23 protein-coding genes are annotated in these 20,532 nt (G+C 65.8%); 14 read left to right on the top strand and 9 right to left on the bottom strand.

Annotation, left to right across the window (positions count from 1 at the left end; translation table 11 throughout):
* The first annotated feature begins 143 nt into the window (after window positions 1-143).
* From QFZ30_RS20405 to QFZ30_RS20390, 4 genes are read left to right on the top strand one after another with little or no spacing between them, the layout of a single operon-like run.
* Window positions 144-1,148, top strand: coding sequence for a Bug family tripartite tricarboxylate transporter substrate binding protein (locus QFZ30_RS20405; protein ID WP_307079404.1), 1,005 nt, complete (start codon window positions 144-146; stop codon window positions 1,146-1,148).
* Window positions 1,149-1,153: 5 nt separating this feature from the next.
* Window positions 1,154-1,738, top strand: coding sequence for a tripartite tricarboxylate transporter TctB family protein (locus QFZ30_RS20400; protein WP_307079402.1), 585 nt, complete (start codon window positions 1,154-1,156; stop codon window positions 1,736-1,738).
* A gap of 8 nt (window positions 1,739-1,746) precedes the next feature.
* Window positions 1,747-3,276, top strand: a complete 1,530-nt coding sequence (locus tag QFZ30_RS20395; RefSeq protein WP_307079400.1) for a tripartite tricarboxylate transporter permease — start codon at window positions 1,747-1,749, stop codon at window positions 3,274-3,276.
* Window positions 3,273-3,677, top strand: coding sequence for a universal stress protein (locus QFZ30_RS20390; protein WP_307079398.1), 405 nt, complete (start codon window positions 3,273-3,275; stop codon window positions 3,675-3,677). The genes QFZ30_RS20395 and QFZ30_RS20390 overlap by 4 nt, the downstream gene beginning before the upstream one ends.
* A gap of 233 nt (window positions 3,678-3,910) precedes the next feature.
* On the opposite strand, the gene QFZ30_RS20385 is transcribed toward QFZ30_RS20390, so the two are convergent.
* Window positions 3,911-4,612, bottom strand: coding sequence for a TetR/AcrR family transcriptional regulator (locus tag QFZ30_RS20385; protein ID WP_307079396.1), 702 nt, complete (start codon window positions 4,610-4,612; stop codon window positions 3,911-3,913).
* 137 nt (window positions 4,613-4,749) lie between these two features.
* Between QFZ30_RS20385 and QFZ30_RS20380 the strand changes: the two genes are divergently transcribed.
* Window positions 4,750-6,141: a flavin monoamine oxidase family protein gene (locus tag QFZ30_RS20380; protein ID WP_307079394.1), complete on the top strand. Its 1,392-nt coding sequence runs from the start codon at window positions 4,750-4,752 to the stop codon at window positions 6,139-6,141.
* The gene (locus tag QFZ30_RS20375) at window positions 6,116-6,487 is read left to right on the top strand and encodes a hypothetical protein (protein ID WP_307079392.1); all 372 of its coding nucleotides are present in this window, start codon (window positions 6,116-6,118) and stop codon (window positions 6,485-6,487) included. The genes QFZ30_RS20380 and QFZ30_RS20375 overlap by 26 nt, the downstream gene beginning before the upstream one ends.
* An 80-nt stretch (window positions 6,488-6,567) precedes the next feature.
* On the opposite strand, the gene QFZ30_RS20370 is transcribed toward QFZ30_RS20375, so the two are convergent.
* Complete coding sequence (locus QFZ30_RS20370) at window positions 6,568-7,170, bottom strand: DUF6919 domain-containing protein (RefSeq protein WP_307079390.1); 603 nt, start codon at window positions 7,168-7,170, stop codon at window positions 6,568-6,570.
* 94 nt (window positions 7,171-7,264) lie between these two features.
* On the opposite strand from QFZ30_RS20370, the gene QFZ30_RS20365 reads away from it, so the two are divergent.
* Window positions 7,265-7,786 carry a hypothetical protein gene (locus QFZ30_RS20365; RefSeq protein ID WP_307079388.1) on the top strand — a complete coding sequence of 174 codons (522 nt, stop codon included), beginning with the start codon at window positions 7,265-7,267 and terminating at the stop codon, window positions 7,784-7,786.
* Window positions 7,787-7,937: 151 nt separating this feature from the next.
* On the opposite strand, the gene QFZ30_RS20360 is transcribed toward QFZ30_RS20365, so the two are convergent.
* Window positions 7,938-8,531 (bottom strand): hypothetical protein, encoded by a 594-nt coding sequence (locus QFZ30_RS20360; protein WP_307079386.1) that lies wholly within the window; start codon window positions 8,529-8,531, stop codon window positions 7,938-7,940.
* Window positions 8,532-8,687: 156 nt separating this feature from the next.
* Between QFZ30_RS20360 and QFZ30_RS20355 the strand changes: the two genes are divergently transcribed.
* Window positions 8,688-9,068, top strand: coding sequence for a VOC family protein (locus QFZ30_RS20355; RefSeq protein WP_307079385.1), 381 nt, complete (start codon window positions 8,688-8,690; stop codon window positions 9,066-9,068).
* Window positions 9,069-9,178: 110 nt separating this feature from the next.
* Here QFZ30_RS20355 and QFZ30_RS20350 read toward each other — a convergent pair whose 3' ends face one another.
* Complete coding sequence (locus tag QFZ30_RS20350) at window positions 9,179-9,583, bottom strand: DUF5997 family protein (RefSeq protein ID WP_307079384.1); 405 nt, start codon at window positions 9,581-9,583, stop codon at window positions 9,179-9,181.
* A gap of 136 nt (window positions 9,584-9,719) precedes the next feature.
* Between QFZ30_RS20350 and QFZ30_RS20345 the strand changes: the two genes are divergently transcribed.
* Entirely contained in the window at window positions 9,720-10,421 is a 702-nt protein-coding gene (locus QFZ30_RS20345) for a LysR substrate-binding domain-containing protein (protein ID WP_307080402.1), read from the top strand.
* A 162-nt stretch (window positions 10,422-10,583) separates the two neighbouring features.
* The gene (locus QFZ30_RS20340) at window positions 10,584-11,102 is read left to right on the top strand and encodes a MarR family winged helix-turn-helix transcriptional regulator (RefSeq protein ID WP_307079382.1); all 519 of its coding nucleotides are present in this window, start codon (window positions 10,584-10,586) and stop codon (window positions 11,100-11,102) included.
* Window position 11,103: 1 nt separating this feature from the next.
* Here the strand turns inward: QFZ30_RS20340 and QFZ30_RS20335 are convergent, their stop codons facing one another.
* Entirely contained in the window at window positions 11,104-11,439 is a 336-nt protein-coding gene (locus QFZ30_RS20335) for a hypothetical protein (protein WP_307079380.1), read from the bottom strand.
* A 210-nt stretch (window positions 11,440-11,649) separates the two neighbouring features.
* On the opposite strand from QFZ30_RS20335, the gene QFZ30_RS20330 reads away from it, so the two are divergent.
* The 3 genes from QFZ30_RS20330 to QFZ30_RS20320 are packed head-to-tail and all read left to right on the top strand — an operon-like array spanning window position 11,650 to window position 15,883.
* A complete protein-coding gene (locus tag QFZ30_RS20330; protein WP_307079378.1) occupies window positions 11,650-12,423 on the top strand; it encodes a LamB/YcsF family protein in 774 nt (257 codons plus the stop codon).
* Window positions 12,424-12,428: 5 nt separating this feature from the next.
* The gene (locus QFZ30_RS20325) at window positions 12,429-14,117 is read left to right on the top strand and encodes a 5-oxoprolinase subunit B/C family protein (protein ID WP_307080399.1); all 1,689 of its coding nucleotides are present in this window, start codon (window positions 12,429-12,431) and stop codon (window positions 14,115-14,117) included.
* Window positions 14,117-15,883 carry an acetyl/propionyl/methylcrotonyl-CoA carboxylase subunit alpha gene (locus QFZ30_RS20320; RefSeq protein ID WP_307080397.1) on the top strand — a complete coding sequence of 589 codons (1,767 nt, stop codon included), beginning with the start codon at window positions 14,117-14,119 and terminating at the stop codon, window positions 15,881-15,883. Before QFZ30_RS20325 ends, QFZ30_RS20320 begins: the two co-directional genes overlap by 1 nt.
* Window positions 15,884-15,989: 106 nt before the next feature.
* On the opposite strand, the gene QFZ30_RS20315 is transcribed toward QFZ30_RS20320, so the two are convergent.
* Together QFZ30_RS20315 and QFZ30_RS20310 are read right to left on the bottom strand one after the other, a co-directional pair.
* Entirely contained in the window at window positions 15,990-16,112 is a 123-nt protein-coding gene (locus QFZ30_RS20315; RefSeq protein ID WP_307079376.1) for a hypothetical protein, read from the bottom strand.
* A gap of 233 nt (window positions 16,113-16,345) precedes the next feature.
* Window positions 16,346-17,602 (bottom strand): D-arabinono-1,4-lactone oxidase, encoded by a 1,257-nt coding sequence (locus QFZ30_RS20310; protein WP_307079374.1) that lies wholly within the window; start codon window positions 17,600-17,602, stop codon window positions 16,346-16,348.
* A gap of 150 nt (window positions 17,603-17,752) precedes the next feature.
* Here QFZ30_RS20310 and QFZ30_RS20305 point away from each other — a divergent pair, with 150 nt between their 5' ends.
* A complete protein-coding gene (locus QFZ30_RS20305; RefSeq protein WP_307079372.1) occupies window positions 17,753-19,060 on the top strand; it encodes a glycoside hydrolase family 27 protein in 1,308 nt (435 codons plus the stop codon).
* 496 nt (window positions 19,061-19,556) lie between these two features.
* Here the strand turns inward: QFZ30_RS20305 and QFZ30_RS20300 are convergent, their stop codons facing one another.
* On the bottom strand, window positions 19,557-20,078 hold the full coding sequence (locus tag QFZ30_RS20300; protein WP_307079370.1) for a class I SAM-dependent methyltransferase: 522 nt from the start codon (window positions 20,076-20,078) through the stop codon (window positions 19,557-19,559).
* Between the two features lie 172 nt (window positions 20,079-20,250).
* Window positions 20,251-20,412, bottom strand: coding sequence for a hypothetical protein (locus QFZ30_RS20295; protein WP_307079368.1), 162 nt, complete (start codon window positions 20,410-20,412; stop codon window positions 20,251-20,253).
* Between the last annotated feature and the right edge of the window lie 120 nt (window positions 20,413-20,532).

Genomic DNA, 20,532 nt, shown 5'->3' with positions numbered 1-20,532 from the left:
ATGCCTTTCTGGTATCACCCGATGCATTTTGGGGCTTAGACATGCATCATAGCGGCTCCCTAGACTCGTCACAGGTGAACCGGCGTGATTCGGTTCACACAACCGTCCGGGATCCCCGCCCCGGGTTTCTATGAGGAGTTCCAATGAAGCACTTCCCCACACGCCGCACCATCCTCGGTGCGGCCTCCGCTGTCACGCTGCTGGCGTTGACGGCCTGCGGCAACGTCGCCGGCGGCGGAACCGCCGACGCGGCCAAATACCCGACGGGTCCTATCAACCTCTCGGTGGGCCAGGCTGCCGGCGGCAGCACCGACCTGATCGCACGGGCCCTCGCCGAAGGTGCCGCCAAGACCCTCGGCCAGCCGATGCCGGTGGTGAACAAGCCCGGCGCCAACGGCGCCTTGGCAACCAAAGAGGTGGCTGGCAAGCCGGCCGACGGCCAGGAGCTTGTCCTGCTCAACGCATCCCTGATCACCATCACTCCTTTGGCAGTCAGCGCCGATGAAGCCGTCAACATTGATGACCTGGACATCATTGCCGGGTTGTCGCAGGACGACTACGTCCTGGTGGCCAGCCTCGGGTCAGGATTCAAGACGTTCAAGGATGTGACCGGTGCCGGCCGGGCCGTCACCTTCGGTACCACGGGGGTCGGCACCGGCAGCCAGCTCGCCCAGACAGTGCTCTTCAAGCAGGCCAATGTCACCGGCACCGACATCCCCTTTGACAGCGGCAAGCCTGCCCTGACGGCAGTCCTTGGCAACCAGGTTGAGCTCGCCACCATCCAGCTCGGCGAAGCCATGCCGCAGATCGAGGCCGGAAAGGTTGCCCCGCTGCTGGTCTTCTCCGAGGAACGCAACACGTTCCTGCCGGATACGCCGACCGCGAAGGAAGCCGGCTACGACGTGCCGGTTGCACAGTATCGCGCCGTGGCCGCCCCGAAGGGCACTCCGCAGGACGTCAAGGACAAGCTGCTTGCCGCATTCCAGGACGCCTTCAAGTCGGATGCCTATAAGGAGTTCAACAAAAAGAACATGCTGACGCCCAAGGAAATCTCCGGTGAGGAAGTGGTCACCGAGTGGAAGGCCTATGCAGCTAAGTACAAGGAGCTGGTGGAGAAGTACGACATCAGCCTCAGCGGAAATAAGTGACTCCTGTGAAAGGAACACCCGCAGAATCCGCCGGAGGCAGCGCCACTGCCTCCGGCGGCGGCGCCCCCCGCGATCCCGCCGAGTCCGCTGTCGAAGTGGATGACCTGACACCCGAGCAGCTCGCAGCCCAGTGGGAGGAGGAAAAGCCTCCTGCGGCGGGAGCCCTCGCCAACGCGGCGTCGTCGCTGGTGGTCCTGGGCGTCGGCATCGGTGCCGTCATCCTCTCGGTCTCCATGGGGCTGGGCACACCTGATAAGCCGCAGCCCGGTCTGTGGCCGTTTGTCATCAGCCTGGTCATGGTTGCCCTCGGCGTCTTCCAGCTGATCCTGGGCCGGCACAACCGGGATGCGGAGAAGTTCACCCGCATGTCCACCGCCCCGCTGACCGGACTGGTGACCCTCGCCGCCATGGTGGCCCTGATGCCGCTCATCGGCTTCGAGCTGCCGGCCCTGGTGCTGTGCATCATTTGGATGCGCTTCCTTGGCGGCGAAACGTGGCGCTCCACGCTGGTGGTCAGTGCCGTCGTCGTGATTGCGTTCTACGCAATCTTCGTCCTCGCGCTCAACACCTCCATCCCCCACCTCTTCTAGGAGACCCCGTGGATTTTCTGAATCCCGTTATTAACGGATTTGCGGTTGTCCTGGAGCCGACCAACCTCCTTTACTGCCTGATCGGCGTCGTGATCGGCATGCTGATCGGCGTGCTGCCCGGCTTGGGGCCCGCGGCAACCATCGCCATCCTGCTTCCGCTTACGTACAACGTGGAGCCCGTGACCGCCATCATCATGCTGGCTGGCATCTTCTACGGCGCACAATACGGCGGCACCATCACTTCCGTGCTCCTGCGGCTTCCGGGTGAAGCGTCCTCTGTGGTCACGGTGTTCGACGGCTACCAGATGGCAAAACAGGGCAGGGCGGGCACTGCGCTGGGCCTGGCCTCCATCGGATCCTTCATCGGTGGAACGGCTGCCATCATCGGCCTGACGTTCCTGGCGCCCATCGTGGCGAGTTTCGCCCTGGACTTCGGCCCGCCCGAGTACACGGCCCTGGCGATGCTCGGCATTCTGCTGGTGGCCACGATCAGCAGTGGCTCCAAAGCCAAGGCGCTCATTGCCGCGGCCCTGGGCCTGCTGCTCGCCACCGTGGGCCGGGACATCTTCACCGGCGAAAGCCGGTTCACGTTCGGCAGCCTGCAGCTGGCCGACGGCATCGACTTCGTGCCGATCGCCATGGGCATCTTCGGCCTCGGCGAAATCCTCTACAACCTTGAGGAGCGCCACCGGGCCGCCAAGGCGCCGTCGAAAGTCGCGAACGTCTGGCCCTCGCGCCAGGACCTCAAGCAGGCCTCCGGCGCCATCGGCCGCGGATCCGTGCTGGGTTTCTTCCTCGGAATCCTCCCCGGCGGCGGCGCAACCATCGCATCCATGGCTTCCTATGCGATGGAGAAGAAGCGGGCCAAGCAGCCCGAACGCTTCGGCAAGGGTGCCCCGGAAGGCGTGGCCGGACCGGAAACGGCCAACAACGCCGCAGCCACGTCGTCCTTTATTCCGCTGCTGACGCTTGGCATCCCCGCCAACGCCACCATGGCGCTGATGTTCGGCGCGCTGCTGATCCAGGGCGTCACCCCCGGACCGCAGCTGGTGGAACAGAACCCGGAGCTCTTCTGGGGCGTGGTGAACTCCATGTACATCGGCAACATCCTGCTCCTGATCATGAGCCTGCCGCTGGTGGGAATCTTCGTGAAGATCCTCCGCGTCCGGGCCGCCATCCTGGCCCCGGTCACGGCCCTGATCACGCTGCTGGGCGCCTACACCATCAACAACAGCATGTTCGATGTCACGCTCGTGGTGGTCTTCGGCATCATCGGATACCTCATGAAGAAGTTCGGCTTCGAACCGGGTCCCCTGGTGCTGGCCTTCGTGCTCGGCGAACTGCTGGAAAGCTCCGTGCGCCGCTCGCTCCTGATGTTTGGCGGCGACTCCGTCGGCTTCCTGGGCCGTCCCATTTCGGCAACACTGCTCATCATTTTTGTCCTGGTAGCCCTGCTTCCGGTTATCCGCAGTGTGGCCGCCAAGCGCAAATCCACAGGCGCCACGGCCGTGACGCCGGAAATCAAGGAGAAGGTATGAGCATCATCGTCGGATTCGTCCCTACCCCCGCGGGAGAAGCCGCATTGACCGCAGGCATCGCCGAAGCCAAGCTCCGCAACGAGGACCTGGTGATCGTCAACTCGGCGAGGGAAGGCGCTCTGGTGGACAAGTCAGTGGCACCGGACAATGTCCTGGCACGGGCGGCCAGCCGCGCGGCGGAGGCCGGCGTCAAGGCCACCGTGATCCAGCCCCCGTACCAGCACGACCTCGCCGACGAGTTCCTCGACGTCGCCCGCGAGGCCAACGCGTCGCTGATCGTCATCGGGCTCCGGCACCGGACCCAGGTGGGCAAGTTCATCCTGGGAAGCCATGCACAGCGGATCCTCATGCAGGCCGACCGCCCCGTCCTCGCCGTCAAGGCGGACGGAGCCGGTTTCTAACCGGCGCGTTTGATCATGGCAGGCTGACCACAGGCTGCTGCACAAGAAGGCAGGCGGTGTCCACGGGCGCCGCCTGCCTTCCGCTGTTTCTGCATGTCAAAACACCCGCATATTCGCCGTGGACGGTGTGCCCCGTGCGGCCGTCGTGCGCCACTTTGGGGAGCAAAATCCGCGGACCAGGCCGAAACGGCGGCGTGTCCGTGTCGAAGTGCCCCACTTTCGTTCAGCTCCCGCTAAGTACGCAGGGCTCCGAGCCCGGCAATCAACGCCTCGAGCCCCAGGCCGAAAGCGACATCGGCCGGGCGTTCGTGCCCCGCTTCGGCAAGGCTCCGTACGGCACCGGTGAAATGGGGCGTGGAACCGGCCATGCTGCCGGGGTCGAAAATGTCCGCCGGAGCCGTCACGTCATAGGCCGAGCCGAAAATGAAGGATTCCAAGGCCACTACGGCGGAAATGATCCGCTCCTGCGGGAAACCGGCGTCCAGGAATCCCGCGCTGACAGTCTCATACATGGCCAGGGTCTGTGGCGCATCCGTTACGGGCAGGACCGCGATCACCGGAATCAGGGGAGTGTGCTGGGCGAAGACATCCCGGTAGCTCCAAGCCCACGTCCGCACCGCCCCTTCCCAGGGCTCAGTTCCGAAGCCGGACACGTCCACCAGTGCGGCGAGATGGTCCTCCACCAGCAGGAGCACGTCACGTTTGGAGGCCACATGGTTGTAAAGGGCCGACGGCGCCACGTCCAGCACGCGCGCCAGTCCGGCCATGGTGAGGCCGTCGTAGCCCTTCTGGCCGATGAGCTCCAGTGCCGCTGCCGTGATCCCTTCCTTGTCCAGCACAGCGGCGGAGGGCCGGCCGGCGCGCCTCCGGGCTTGAGCGGAGATCTTGCCGGCCGTTCCGGCTGTGGTTCCTGGTGCGGCTGATGCTGCCGGCATTGCTGGCCTTTCGGTGGGTTCCCCAGCATTATTCCACCAGCCTCTTCCGGAGCCTTGCGCGAACCGCTATAGTTCTAATAAATGAATGACATTCATTTAGTGGAGCGCATCACTGGCGTGCTCACAGAGAGGACATCATGCTGAACCTTAACCGCGACGTTGTGGTCGTGGGAGCGGGGCCCTCCGGGCTGACCGCGGCCCGCGAACTGAAGAAGGCAGGCCTGAGTGTCGCCGTACTGGAAGCCCGCGACCGCGTGGGTGGCCGCACCTGGACGGACACCATTGACGGAGCCATGCTGGAGATCGGCGGCCAGTGGGTCTCGCCGGACCAGACTGTGCTCCTGGACCTCCTGTCGGAACTGGGCCTGAAAACCTATTCCCGCTACCGTGACGGCGCGTCGGTCTACATCGGCGCCGACGGCACGCCCGTCCGCTACAGCGGTGACTCCTTCCCTGTCGACGCCGCCACCGCCGCCGAAATGGACAAGCTCATTGCCCTGCTGGACGGGCTGGCTGCTGACATCGGCCCCACTGAACCGTGGGCACACCCCAAGGCCCGCGAGCTGGACACCATTGCGTTCCATCATTGGCTGCGGGCCCACTCGGACAATGAGGAGGCGTGCAAGAACATCGGCCTGTTCATCGCAGGCGGGATGCTCACCAAGCCCGCCCACGCCTTCTCAGCACTCCAGGCCGTGCTGATGGCGGCTTCCGCAGGGTCCTTCACCCGCCTCACGGATGAGGACTTCATCCTGGACAAGCGGGTTATCGGCGGGATGCAGCAGGTCTCCCTGTTGCAGGCGCAGGAGTTGGGCGACGACGTCGTTCTTAACAGTCCGGTGCGCACCGTCAACTGGGAATCGGATCCCGGTGGTGGCCATCGCGTCCACGTCGTTTCCGAGCGGGCCAGCGTCAACGCGCGGTTTGTGATCATGGCGGTGCCGCCCAACCTTTACTCCCGGGTCTCCTTCAACCCGCCCCTGCCGCGACGCCAGCATCAGATGCACCAGCACCAGTCCCTGGGCCTCGTCATCAAGGTCCACGCCGTCTACAGCACGCCGTTCTGGCGCGAAAAAGGGCTGTCCGGGACGGGCTTCGGAGCAGGCTCCCTGGTCCAGGAGGTCTATGACAACACTAACTACGGTGACGTGCGGGGCACCCTGGTGGGGTTCATTTCCGATGAAAAGGCCGACGCCGTCTTCGAGTTGGGCGCCGAAGACCGCAAGCGTGTAGTGCTGGAGTCGATTGCCGGCTTCCTGGGGGATGAAGCCCTCGAGCCGGAGGTCTACTACGAATCAGATTGGGGTTCTGAGGAATGGACGCGGGGTGCCTATGCCTCGAGCTACGACCTGGGCGGCCTGCACCGCTACGGCAAGGACCAGCATGCCCCCGTGGGGCCGATTTATTGGTGCTCCTCGGACCTCGCGGCCGAGGGCTACCAGCATGTGGATGGGGCCATCCGGATGGGCCGGCTGACCGCCGCCCGCATCCGCGAAGTGGCCCGTGTGGCAGCGGCTGCGGGGGTCTGACCTCCACGACGCCGGCGGACGTACGGTCAGCAAGCCTGCCATCGGTTCCGCGGGCATCTCGCAAACGGAGCTGACCACCATTTTCGCGGCCCGCACAGCGATCGACGGCGACGTCCTCACGCACGGCTGGACCACGGACCTCCGGCGGCAGGGCCGGCAGCTCGCGGCGATCATCACCTGCCGGACCAACGACGTCAACGGTCCCCTGGAGCGGAACCAGCACGTGGGAGGCAGTGACGCAGGCGTCCGCCGTCGACAACCTCCGGCCAGTCGTGGTCCCGGGAGACCCCGGCGTGCATGCTCTCCGCTGGTTCCGCGGCTCCATGCGCTCCTCGCAGGCCTTTGAGATTGAGATTGTGGCAAGCGTGAAGGTTGTGGGGGCGGACGCGTAGCCGGTTACTGCGGGAAGCTTCGCTGCCCGCCTCTTTACTCCCCGGGGCTGAGGGCTGCAGTCACTGCCGGCAGCAGGACGTGGTTCCTGCCCCACGACGGGTCCAGGATCTCCACGTACCAGGAGTCGGCCAGGAGCAGCGCCAAGTTTTCGTTGGTCTCACCCGCCCAATCCTGGATCTGCTCCTCGGTTACAGGATTTTCACTGGAACCGAGCACGGTGACCACCTCTGCTCCCGCCAGCGTGACCGGGATCGCAGCGCTGCTGGCCTCCCCGGGCGCATGCGCTACTGTGACCAGCTCGGACCGGGTGGACAACGCCAGGAGCTGGGCCGCCACGTCCGCACTGCAAAATCCCGTGACGTATTGGCGCTGGGCGTTGGCGCCGGTCCGCAGGCCGGGCTGGGACTCCTTGGTGAACAGGCCGTTCCTGTTGAGGAAGGCCAGGGCTGCGGCTATGGGACCGGTCTCGTCGTCAAAGCTTGCCGTGAAGGTAGCGGGCTGGTACTCACTGCTGCCTTCGAGCCAACGCGCCGTCAACTCGCCGGCGGCCTCCAGCGTCACAGCCTGCCGCCAAACTTCCCGGTCTGCCAGCAGCCTGCCAAATTGGTCGCGAACTTCCGTTTCTGTGGGCTTCATCTTCGGATGCTACCGCCGGGCAAGTGCCTGGCTCCAGCGGCGCCGACACAGCCCTTAACGTCGGCCGGCCGGGATCCTGTGGAATATTTGACGCATGCTTCCTGTCTCCCACATCTGGCAGATCAGTAGTTCGGTGGACGCTGAATGGCGAAGTCCCGTTGCGGACGCCGTTGCGGCTGCCTGGGGCTCGCCTGCAGGTGCCGCGCGCTGGCTAAGGTCCAGCGCCACCCATGTCTTCATCGTGCCGGGCAGGGAGGGGAACATGCCCACCTATGTCAGGTTTGCCCCTTCCCCTTCTGTGGCCGGGGAAAAGCTCAGCAGTTCGGCCCCGTTGATGGCGGAGTGGGCTGACCGTGGTCTTGGCGCCGTCAGGCCCCTGGCAAGTGCCAACGGACAGCTGACCGAGGCGGTGAAAACAGCCCTGGGCGACGTCACAGCCATGGTGGTGCCGGTGGCGCCGGGAGCTGAGGTTTCGGTTGACCACCTGACGGTGGATCAGGCCATGCTCTGGGGCCAGGCACTGGCAAGCCTGCAGGGGAGGGATCGGCCGGGATTTCCCGTCCGATCCGGACGCCGGCCGGCCGGGAAGTGTACGCCGGCTCCGACGAACCCTTGACGCGGGCCATCCGCGCAGTAGAAGGGATGCTTGCGGAACTGGATCCGCGCCACCGGAGTGGGTCCGCGACCTGCACTCATCCCTGGTGGGGCATCAAAGCTGGCATCGGGAGCGCCTCTTGCGGAACCGGTTCTGACCCCCAGTCAATCCTTCATTCCGCGGCGGCAGGAATTCCGGCCGCCTTTTCGGCTTCGGTCAAGGCCATGCGCAGGCGGGCGACGGCGGGGGCATACCCCTGCTGCGGGACGGTGCGGAGCTGCTCGGCTTCCCGCATTGCCCTGATCACTGCCGCGGTTTCGGGCTGCCGGACGTCGGTCATTGCCGGGTAGTCGATGCAGCATGCCGGGTCCAGCTCGTAGCGGCTCCACCGGGCCAGCAGCGTGGTGTGTTCGGCCTGAGCCGCCGTGTAGAGGGGCTGCTCCTGCCGGCGTTGCCGCCGCGTGGACTGCCACGCCCTGATCCTCGGGTGGCTTCGGTAGGCGACCACCCCGGTTGCCCCGCCCACCGCGGCCAGCGCCACACCCGCCCAAGGCGAGCCCAGTGTGGGAATAAGGATTGCCGGGACTGCCACCGCGGAGCCCATGAATACGTCCCAAAACAGGGTGTCGGACGCGCGGCCGGCGGGCTCGAGCACAGAGTGCTGGCGCACGGCAAAAACCGTGGCCGCCACTGCGCAGGCCAGCACGGCTCCCCAGAACAACAGCTGCCAGGTTCCCGCAAGGACGGATTCTGATATGGCGGGCACCGCGGCACCTCCGAGTGTCAGGCCCGGCCCAGGACTCCGGGTTGCTACTTCCATTGCAACCCCTGCAGGCACCGGGGTCAATGGGCAGGACGCCGGGCCGGGGAAGGCCCTGGAACGAAGCTACGCAGCGGCGGCCGCACCGCGTAGCGTAGGACCATGAGACTCAAAATGTGCAGCATCCATGTCCAGGACCCGGCCACCGCCCATGCTTTCTACACGCAGACTCTGGGTTTCGACACGTTGATGGCCATGCCCGAGTACAACCTGTTCATCGTCAAGGACCCCGGAGCTGACGCCGGATCGGTGGGGCTGCTGCTGGAGCCGAGCGACAACCCGATCGGTGCGGACTACATGAATGCACTGCACGGCGCCGGCATCCCGGCCATCGTCTTCGGCGTACAGGATGTGCAGGCTGAATACCGCAGGCTTGTTGACGCCGGGGTGGCCTTCCAGGGCGAACCGACCGAGGATCCATCCGGGGTCACCGCGGTGTTCGATGACGGCTTCGGCAACTTCGTCCAGCTGCACCAGGACTGACCCGACCTTGTCCGCCGGTCCTGACCTTTACGGCCCGGATCTGCGGACAAGCCTGGGATTTCACGGCCGAGCGGTGGGCCGGGTGCCCGCCGCAGTATGCCGGGCTGAGGTTACTCGGCCGTGGCGCGGGCCTTTTTGGCTTCCTTCTTGGCGGCCTCGTCCTTGACGCGCTGCGCTTCGGCCCGGACGGCTGCGTGGGTTGAGCGTTCGGCGACCAGCCAGGCAGGGGGAGCCTGCAGCAGCGCGGTGATTTCCGCCGTCGTCAGCGCCTCCTCCACGCCACCCCGGGCCAGGCCGCTGATGGAGACGTTCAGCTTCTGGGCCACCACGGGGCGCGGGTGCGGACCGTTGCGGCGAAGCTCGGCCAGCCACTCCGGCGGGTTGGCCTGGAGTTCGGCGAAATCTGCGCGGCTGATGGTTGAATCCTGGAACTCCTGGGGCGTTGCGGGCAGGTAGATACCAAGCTTCTTGGCAACAGTGGCCGGCTTCATGGACTGGGAGTTTGCAGAGGTCATGCTTCAAGGGTATCTGGCTGCCTGCTCGCAGAGCACCAAGCAGCACCAGCACCGGTAGCACGGGGCCGGCGGGCGGTACTGTGAAGACGTGCCCGCTGACAATGATTCCCCGCAGAACCCCGTCCCCGCCGAATCCATGGAGCCGGATGCGCCGCGCGTGCTGCGGTTTGCGTACGTGGCGGGAGTGACGCCCGGGAAGTGGATCCGCCGCTGGGAGGAGCGCGTCCTGGACATCCCGCTGCAGTCCTTTATGTCCGACGACGGAGCCCAGGTGGCGGTGCTGCGTGACGGTTCCGCGGATCTCAGCTTTGTCCGGCTGCCGGTGGAGCGCGACGGCCTGAACGTCATTCCGCTCTATGAGGAGCAGCCCGTGGTGGTGGCGCCGAAGGGGCACGAGATCTCGGTGTTTGAGGAAGTGGCCCTGGCCGATCTGGCCGAGGAGACGTTCCTGGACGTGGCGGAACTGGGCGGCCCTGAGCCTGCCATGCAGGTGGTGGCCTCGGGCGCGGGACTGGTAATCCTGCCGATGTCCGTGGCCCGCCACTTCAACGTCAAGGACACAGTGGCCCGCCGGCTCACGGGTGCGCCGGTTACGGAAATCGCGCTGGCCTGGCCAAGCGATGCCACGGATGAGGTGATCGAGGAATTCATCGGAATCGTCCGCGGGCGCACGGCCCAGAGTTCGCGGCAACCGTCCGCCCAGCAGGAGAAGCCCAAGAAGGAACCCAAGCCGGACAGGCGGGGAACAGGTGTCAAGAAGCCCAAAGTGGCGCAGCGCTACGCGCCCAATCCGGACAAGGGCCGGGGCAAAGGTTCACGGAAAAAGGGCAAGCGCTAAGCTCAGGCTGCCGTTTGGGTGCCTCAAGAGGAGGGCACTGAGCCAAATTAGTAAGCATACTTGCAAAGAGGATGCTAAGCATGCTTATGGTAGAGGCTGTAGCGACGCATGAAGGGGTAATGACACCCTTGATTCCGCCATCCGACAGGAAGGTCGCGGCCGGTGAGCAGCAATCTTGATCCAGATGCCCGGAACAGCTACCGGTTACTGACCGTGGCGGCGCGGCTGGTGCAGCGGCGCCAGGACGATGCGCTGGCTCCGCTCGGACTGACCCGGGCGGCCGTGATCGCCCTCGAAGGACTCGCCGCCGGACCGTTGAACCAAGAGCAGCTCGCCGCCCTGATCCATGTCCAGAGCCAGACGCTCGGCAGGGTCCTGATCCGGCTCGAAGGTACCGGCCATATCACGCGGACGCGCCAGGCGGCGGACCGCAGGCAGTTCAAGGTGGAGCTCACCGAGGCCGGCAAGGCTGCGCTTGCTGCGGCGCGGTCGGCCGAGGTCGACGCGTATCCGAGCGATGGGGACGTCAGCTGGAAGGTCCTCCGCGAGGAACTCGCCAAGTTTGTCAGTTCCATCCCGGCGCCCCGGCCGGATGCCGCCGTTGTGCCGTTCCCGTTGCCGGAACACCGGGGCGACGGCCGCGGCACCACGCTCCACGGCGTGGATGATGAACGGGAATGAACTAGGCTGAGCAGGCTTCCTTCAGTTCCGTGACAGACCCGGCCGGCACCTGGTCGCCGGCCTCGGCGATCTGGCCCAACGGCGTGGTGATTTCCGAAGGTACGCCGGCAGTGCCGGCTGCGGAGACCAGTCCGCCCAGCAGGGCCTTGTCCTCAACGCTGACCAGGCCGTCCTGCACGACGGCGCACACCTGCTTCTTCACCTCGTCGGCGGCTGCGGTGGCAACTTTGGATGAAGCGTCGCCCGCGGCGGTTTCGGCGGCTTCCTGCACCGAACCACAGCCTGCGAGCAGGAGCATCAGGGGGACGGCGGACAGGGCGGCAAGGCGACGATTCATCCTTCCACCCTAACAACTTCCTCTTCGTGGCCCGCATCCCGTGCGCTGCGGCCAGGTTGTCCTCGTGGCGGTCCAAGTCGGCCAGCAGGAGCGAAATGCTGGTTGGCGGTACAGAATCGCTGTCTACACATCGTTGAATCTAAGGATTGTTGAACAATCTGGATTTATGGTGCATTCTTGGTGTAGTACATCAATGAGATGAGGATCACAATGGCAAGCATCGATCTGAACAGTGACGTCGGCGAATCGTTCGGGCGCTGGACGCTCGGCGACGACGCCGCCATGTTCCGCTCCGTCAGCAGCGCCAATGTGGCCTGCGGCTTCCACGCCGGCGATCCCAGCGTGATCCGCAGGACCTGCCGCAACGCCGCGGCCGCCGGCGTGGTTGTCGGCGCCCACGTGGGCTACCGGGACCTGGCCGGCTTCGGCCGCCGCTTCCTGGACATCAGCCCCACTGAACTTGCGGACGACGTCGTCTATCAGTTGGGTGCCCTCCAGGCACTGGCTGCAGCGGAGGGAGCGCGGGTCCGGTACGTGAAGCCGCACGGTGGCCTCTACAACGCCATCGTCCACCACACCGGGCAGGCGCAAGCCGTAGTGGATGCCGTGAAGGCCGTGGACCCGGGACTTCCGATTCTTGGCCTGCCGGGCTCGGAAGTGCTCTGCCTTGCGGAGGCCGCCGGCTTGCGGGCGGTCCCGGAAGCCTTCGCTGACCGCGCCTACAATCCTGATGGCACCCTGGTGTCGCGCTCGCTCCCGGGCGCGGTCCTGGAAGACCCGGCCGAGGTGGCCGAGCAGGTGCTGCGGATGGCCACGGAATCATCCGTCCGCACCATCGACGGCTCCGTCCTGAAGATCCAGGCGGAAAGTATCTGCGTCCACGGCGACTCCCCGGGGGCGGTAGAAATGGCCACCGCGGTGAAGGCTGCCCTCGCCGACGCCGGCGTCACGGTTTCGGCATTTACCCTGAGCGGCGGGGCCTGATGGCAATGGAAACTGTCAGTAAACCCACAGCGGCGCCCGGGGTGCTCGCCGTCCGGCCGGTGGGCACGACGGCGGTACTCGCCGAACTCTCCGGCCTCCACGACGTGCTTGCCCTGCAGGCCCTCCTGATGGAGCAGCCGCTGCCCGGCCAGGTGGACGTCCTGGCTGCGGCGGAAACCGTGATGGTCAAGGCGGACTCGCCCGCCGCGGCCCGCCGGATGGCAGGCCTCCTGCTGGACATGGACCTGACGGTCCAGGCCCACGCCGAAGGCAAGCTGGTGGTCATCGAGACCGTGTACGACGGCGAAGACGTCGCCGAAGTGGCGCGGCTGACCGGCCTCGGAGTGGACGGTGTCATAGCTGCGCACTCCGGCCAGGTCTGGACGGTAGCCTTTGCGGGCTTTGCGCCTGGGTTCGGGTACATGGTGGGGGAGAACGAGTTGCTGGAAGTTCCGCGCCGCAGCTCGCCGCGGACCGCTGTTCCTGCCGGATCCGTGGCCCTGGCCGGCAACTATTCGGCAGTGTATCCGCGGAAATCACCGGGCGGCTGGCAGCTGATCGGCCGGACGTCGGCCCGGATGTGGGACCTGGGCCGGGAGCAGCCGGCCCTGGCGGCGCCGGGAGACCGTGTCCAGTTCCGGGCGGTGCGGGAACTCGTGCAGGTTTCCGGGACACCTGCCGCTCCTGAAGCGGCGGCTGCGAGGAACGTGGAAGTGCAGTCCGGCCTTCGGATCCTGTCCCCGGGACTCCAGAGCCTGGTCCAGGACCTGGGCCGCCCCGGACACGGCGGGCTGGGAGTGTCGGCCGCGGGCGCGCTGGACCGTTCTTCCCTGCGCCGCGCCAACCGGATTGTCGGCAACCAGCCGTCGGCCGCCGTCGTCGAAACAGTTTCCGGCGGGCTGAGGGTGCAGGCCGCGGGGGACCAGGTGCTGGCGGTGGCCGGGGCGCCCTCCGCACTGACTGTGGTAACGCCGTCGGGCGCCGACGGGACGGACGAAGAACAGGCGGGATCCGGCGAACCCCACCAGGTCCGCACAGTGCCCATGGCCACGGCGTTTGCCCTGCTGGACGGTGAGATCCTGACCCTCGGGGCGCCGGAGCGCGGGTTCCGAAGCTACCTTGCCATCCGCGGCGGCCTGGAAGCCGACGCTGTCCTGGGCAGCCGCTCCACGGACACCATGTCCGGGATCGGCCCGGCTCCGCTGGCTCTGGGACAGGATCTCGCGGTGGGGAGCAGTACGGAATCCAACGTGGTGGGTAACCCCGAGCTGCAGCCAGACTTTCCGGACGACGGCGTTACTGTGCTGGACATCGTGCCGGGGCCCCGTGACGACTGGTTCGATGCCGCCGCCGTGGCATCACTGTGCACCCAGGAGTGGGAGGTTACCCCCAGCTCCAACCGCGTGGGCATGCGCCTGGCCGGGGAACCCCTCAGGCGCAGCCGGGACGGCGAGCTGCCCAGCGAGGGCACGGTTGCGGGCGCCCTCCAGATTCCGCCCGAAGGCCAGCCCGTGCTGTTCCTGGCTGACCACCCGATCACCGGCGGGTATCCCGTGATCGGCGTGGTGGTGGACCACCAGCTGGACCTGGCAGCGCAGGTTCCCATCGGCGGGCGCCTCCGGTTCCGGCTGGCTTCCGGCTACGGGCCGCCCTCCAACCTTCCCCACTCTCCCCTAGACAAAGTGAGCAATTGATGCGCAAGGTCCTGATCGCCAACCGCGGAGAAATCGCCGTCCGCATCGCCCGTGCCTGTGACGACGCCGGGCTGGAGTCCGTGGCGGTCTACGCGGACGTGGATGCCGATGCGATGCACGTGGCCGCCGCCAGCGAGGCATACAGCCTGGGCGGTAACGCGCCCTCGGAAACATACCTGGACATCGCCAAGCTGTTGCGGGCAGCGGCGGAATCCGGAGCCGACGCAGTACATCCCGGCTATGGCTTTCTCTCAGAGAATGCCGGCTTTGCCCAGGCTGTCCTGGACTCGGGCCTGACCTGGATCGGACCCGCGCCGGAAGCGATCCGCCAGCTGGGCAACAAAATCACGGCCCGGGAGATCGCGGTCCGCGCAGGAGCCCCGCTGGTGGCCGGCAGTGACGGCCCGCTGGCCTCGGCTGCCGAGGCACGCATGTTCGCCGAACAGCACGGCCTGCCGATCGCCATTAAGGCTGCGTTCGGCGGCGGTGGGCGCGGCCTGAAGGTGGTCCGGGGGATGGACCAGATCGAGGAAGCTTTTGATTCGGCGGTCCGTGAAGCCGTGGTGGCCTTCGGTCGCGGCGAGTGCTTTGTGGAGCGCTACCTGGACCGGCCGCGGCACGTGGAGGCGCAGGTCCTGGCGGACCAGCACGGGAACGTGGTGGTGGTGGGAACCCGCGACTGCTCCCTGCAGCGCCGGCACCAGAAACTGGTGGAGGAGGCTCCCGCGCCGTTCCTCTCCGCGGACCAGACCCGTCAGATTTACGACGCCGCCAAGGCAGTATGCCGCGAAGCCTCCTACTCGGGGGCCGGCACAGTGGAGTTCCTGGTGGCGGCCGACGGCACCGTCGCCTTCCTCGAGGTGAACACCCGGCTGCAGGTGGAGCACCCCATTACTGAGGAGACCACGGGCATCGACCTGGTGCAGGAGCAGCTCCGGATCGCGGCCGGCGAGCCGTTGCGGATTACTTCCGATCCAGAGCCGCGCGGCCACTCGTTTGAATTCCGGCTCAACGCCGAAGACGTGGGCCGCGGCTTCCTTCCCTCGCCGGGCACCATCGCCACCTTCAGCGGGCCCACGGGACCCGGGATCCGCCTGGACTCAGGCGTCCGGGCCGGCTCCGTCGTGGCGCCGCAGTTCGATTCGCTGTTGGCCAAGCTGGTGGTCACAGGCGCCGACCGCCAGCAGGCGCTGCGCCGGGCACGCCGTGCGTTGACCGAAATGGAGATCACCGGCGTGGCAACCGTCCTGCCGTTCCACCGGGCCGCGGTCCAGGCGCCGGACTTCACCTCCGAAACCGCCCTCGGCATCCACACCAGATGGATCGAGACGGACTTCGCAGGCCAAATCCCCGCGGACGACGAATTCAGCACGTCCGTTCCGGACGGTGCTCGGCGCACCATTACCGTTGACCTCGACGGCCGGCGGCTCGCCGTCGGCCTTCCCGCCGCGCTGCTGGACGGCTGGGCGCGGTCCGGTGCGTCCCTTCCCTCCGGCGTTCCATTGGGTTCCGCGTCCGACGCCGGTCCCGGTCCTTCGGGCGTAACAGCGGATCCGGACGAGTTGCGTGCGGACATGGCCGGGACGGTGGTGAAGTGGCTCGTGGAGCCTGGCGCCGAAGTCTCGGCGGGGGACGCCGTCGTCGTTCTTGAAGCGATGAAGATGGAAACCCAGGTTGCCGCGCACCGCAACGGGACTGTCACTGGGATCCGGGCAGAGGCCGGCGGAGTTGTTTCAGCAGGCGCTGTGCTGGCGCTGATCGGGTAACCCCCCACCTTGGAGTTTTTGGTCAGATAATGCGCGATAAACAGAGTTTGGCGGGTCGCCGTACGGATTTCACTCGCCGTTAATTGACGGGCTCTACGGTGTTCCCTTAGGCATCATCCGTTGGGAGGGATCCATCATGGCTGACATAGCTGCTCTGCTGGGCAGGCTGGCGCAGGACGAGCTCGAAGAGCTCCGGGCCCTTGGTCCTCAGGGATATCTGCCCAGACATCTGATTTCTGCCTTGGACAATGCTGCCGGTGGGCCGGGTGCAGGGCGCGGATATTACGTTCCGACTGGGAGCGTGAGCGAGACAGGGGGTCCCCATCTTGCCCTGCGCAGCGATGTCTCGGACTGGCTCTTCAGGCACGCTCCTCATGCAAGTCAGAACGCGGATGCTCCCGCGCCCGGGGACTCCGTCAACGATTGATCCGGGCTTGGTCCAGGGGCGCACTTTTACCGTGCTTACCGTGTGCTCGCCGCAGGAACCCCCAGGATGCTGTCCAGCAGGGGGTTGCGGAACTTGCCGTCCGGATCGTAAGCCGACGCCATGGAGCGGAAGTCGGCGAATCGCGGGTAGAGCGATTCCCAGTCGTGGCTGGCCGGCGTGAAGAGCTTGCCCCAGTGCGGCCGTGCGCCGAAAGGGCGCAGCAGCTCTTCGAGCTCGGGGAGAACAGCCTCCACCTCGGCTTGCAGGGGTTTCCACGTGAAGTGCAGGGCCACGCTCTGCTGGCGGTAGAACGGGCTGAGCCAGAATTCATCCGCGGCCCCGGTGCGGACCTCGGAGACAATCAGCAGCGGCGCCACCTTGCCCGCCAGGGTGCGGACGGCCTGCAGCGCTGCGGGTGCGTGCTCCAGCGGCAGGATGAATTCGCTTTGAAGTTCCTCGCCGTTGCTGGGAGTGAATTCGTGCCGGAAATGCGGCAGGCGGTCCAGCCATGGCCCGGATTTGTCCAGCTGCGGAGTACAGTTTTCCGCTGACATTCCAGGGAGAGGGTGTCGCTCCTGCACGGCCGGAGTGGCGCCGAAGAGGTCAGTGAGTGCCGGTTCGGAATCGAGCGCTTTCAGCCAGACCTGGCTGATGGCATCCCCGGAGTAGTCGGTGAAGAGACTCACGCTGTAGGCGGCGGAGACGACGGCGGTGAAATTCTCCAGGGCACTCTCCCATGGGAGGTTCTCCAGGACCCGCTGCCGCATCCGGAAGCTCGGCCGGACGGACAGTTCAAGGCCGGTCACGATGCCCAGGGCCCCGAGGCCCACCACACTGGCCAGGAACTCGTCGCCGTCGTCGCGGGAGTGGGAAACCTGCTCGCCTGAGGGGCGGACCAGGTCAATGCGTTCGACGGCGCCAGCCAGGGAGGGGTTGTTCACTCCCGAGCCGTGGGTACCCGTTTGGATGGCTCCCGCCACCGAGATGTGCGGCAGGGATGCCAGGTTGTGGATTGCGACGCCGGATTGGTCCAGCGTGCGGCACAGCGCACCGTAGCTGACGCCGCCGCTCACCCGCACGGTTTGCTGTTCCGAATCCAGCTCGATCTCCTGCGGCAGGCCGTCGAGGAGGATATGGACGCCGTCTGTGTCGCCCACGCGGTTGAAGGAATGCCGCGAACCCAGGGCCTTGACGCGGGCAGCCCTGGCGACCACCCCGGCGAGCTCGTCCACCGAGCCCGGACGGCGGACCTCCGCGGAAGAGTATTCGAGGTTTCCTGCCCAGTTCTGCATTGAATCGACCTTAGGGTGGGGTGCGTGGCTTCCTCAACTGTGAGCGCTAACAAACGGAGTGTCAAGCCGGTTCCGAGTATGGGCGTGGCGTCTTCAGCCTGATGGAAGGAAGTGCTGGCGCGTACATCTATATCGTTGTAGGTTTGCCCGATGACACTCGCGATCACGCCGCCAATGTGCTGGAACAGCTGGGACTGCTACGGCACTACCGTCACGGAGGAGGAGGTGCTGGCCAACGCTTCATTTATGGCTGAACACCTGCTGCCTTACGGCTGGGACACAGTGGTGGTGGACATCCAGTGGTATGAGCCCGCGGCCCGTGCCGGTGGCTATAACGACGCCGCGGCCCTCGAGCTGGACGCCTTCGGGCGGCAACTGCCCGCCGTCAACCGGTTCCCCTCCGCCGCGGGTGGCGTGGGCTTCAAAAACCTGGCGGACAAGGTCCACGGCCTGGGGCTCAAGTTCGGGCTTCACATCATGCGAGGCATTCCGCGGCAGGCGGTCCGGGACGGCCTGCCGGTTGAAAGCACGGACTTCACCGCTGACCAGATCGCCGACCAGTCGTCAGTGTGCGACTGGAACACCGACAACTTCGGCCTGGACCACCGGCACCCAGCTGCCCAGGCGTATTACGATTCCCAGCTCCGGCTGTTCGCGGGGTGGGGCGTGGACTTCGTCAAGGCCGATGACATGCTGGGTCCCTACTTCGCGGCCGAAATCGCCGCCTACCAGCAGGCCATCTCGCGTTGTGGACGGGAGATGGCGCTGAGCCTGTCGCCGGGCCGCGCGCTGTCCCTGGCGCACCTGGAACACCTCCGCCACAACGCCCAGATGTGGCGCGTTTCGGATGACGTGTGGGACGTCTGGGAGGACGTGGAGGCACAGTTCGCCCGGATGGCGCGGTGGGCCCCGCACCAGCGCGCGGGTGCCTGGGCCGACGCCGACATGCTGCCCGTGGGCCGGATCGCACTAAGGGCCGAACGCGGCGGCGAGCGGCTGAGCCGGCTGACCCTGGACGAACAGCGGACCATGATGACCCTCTGGTGCGTTTCGCGGTCGCCGCTGATGCTGGGCTGCGACCTGCCGTCGTCGCCGCCGGAAACACTGCCGCTCCTCACCAACCGCCACCTCCTGGAGGTTCTCAACGCAAGCCGCAACAACCGTGAACTGCTGCGCGAAGGGGACCTTGTGCTGTGGACAGCGGAAAGCACGACGTCGGAGGACCGTTTTGTGGCGGTGTTCAACACCGGGACGGCTGACTTGGTCCGGACCCTCCCGCTGGGCGACCTCGGGCTCACTTCCGGTGCGGCGGGAAGTGAGGCTTCGGGTGTGCATTCCTGGCGCGCGCGGGAGGCCTGGAGCGGTGATGATGCGGTGATCGGGCTGAAGGATGGCCTGCCGGCCCTGGACGTGAAGCTGCCCTCCCACAGTGCCCAGCTCTTCCGGTTCTCCCTCTAGTGGTGCTGTGGCCGTTCACATAGGCTGAAAGCCCTGACCTGCTATCTCCCGCAAGCCTGCGGCGACGCATAGACGGAAGTGAAATGAGGGCTAGTTCGCAACCACTTCCACTCTTGTGGCGCCGGTCTTGACATCGAACGCCTGGCTGCCAGCGGTTGCGGGTTCGCACGTTGCGGTTGCTGTGTAGTGGCCGTCAGGCGCGTGTCCTATTGCTTCCCCGTTCCGGTCTGTAAATCTGCCAACTTCAGTGAAGGCATAGTCCCCGCTGAAGGAAACGAGACATCCCTCCACCGGAGATTGGGTTGCATCGGTGACCACTACGGTGATCTGATGCAATTCCGTTTCGGCCTGGCATGAGACGACAGTGGCAGCCAGAAGTGCGGCCCCCAAGAAGCTAGCGGCCAACGGACACCTACTGGTACCTGCCATGGCTCGAAAGCATACGGTGTCTCCACTCCCGGCTATTGAGCCACAAGGCCGTCCGTTTGACGAACCCTCACCCGGCAATTGCGGCGATAGCTGCGTGAGGTCGTCTGCCGGGGTCCTGGCGCGTTTCGACGTCGAGGACTTCGAACCCGGCATCCGCCAACAGGCGACTAATCTGGCCTACGGACCAGTAATACGCCTCGGTAATTGCATGGTCCAGCGGTTCGGCGGACGCGCCCTCGAAAAAGCCAACGAGCAGGTGCCCTTGCAGACCGAGAACGCGTGCGAGCTCGGAGAGAATATGGGGTAGTTCCGCCGGGGTCAGGTGAATCAGTGAATACCATGCGAGCACGCCATTCAGGCTCCCGTCTGCTACGTCGAGGGCGCGAAGGGAGGAGACCCGAAACGATACGTCGGGGAAGCGGACGCGGGCGCGCTCTATGAATTCGGGAACGAGGTCAACGCCGGAGATGTCGATACCCCGTTTGTGAAGAAAGTCCGTCCAATGTCCTGGTCCGCATCCCGCGTCGATCACCGGACCGCTAATCTTCCCGGCCCACCGTTCAATGCGACGCCGGTCAAGCTCGTGCATGTCTTCTATTGCACCAAGAGCACTCGTGTAGTCCGCGGCACGCGGCGTAGGCCTGGTGAACCTGAACATCAGTCACGCCACAAGTGTAGGGAAGAGTACTAATGATTCGTTGCACCCCCTACCGCAGCACCGTCCCGTATGGGATGTCCCATTTAGACAGTTCAGATCGTCCTCAGTGGCGCGGGTCCACGACCACCTGAACGTCGTCTTCATAAAGGACATGCCCCGGAGTTGGTGAACGAAGTTCTTCCCATTGCACCCCGTAGCGGTCCAGCAGGTTCAGGTAGCTGGGGATCCTGGCCAGCAGGTGGACGGCACTGGTTTTGTGAACCATGCTTGGGCGTGCGGATTATGAGTACGGTCGTAGACGGTGGGATCGATAAGGTTCGGGTCGGGATACGCGGCGTCGTACCAGGCGTTAGCGCTCTGCCACCACTGGTAGTCCTCATCGCTT

This window comes from Arthrobacter pascens (assembly GCF_030815585.1).
Lineage (GTDB): Bacteria > Actinomycetota > Actinomycetes > Actinomycetales > Micrococcaceae > Arthrobacter > Arthrobacter pascens_A.
This window is presented reverse-complemented; position numbering and strand designations above follow the sequence as displayed.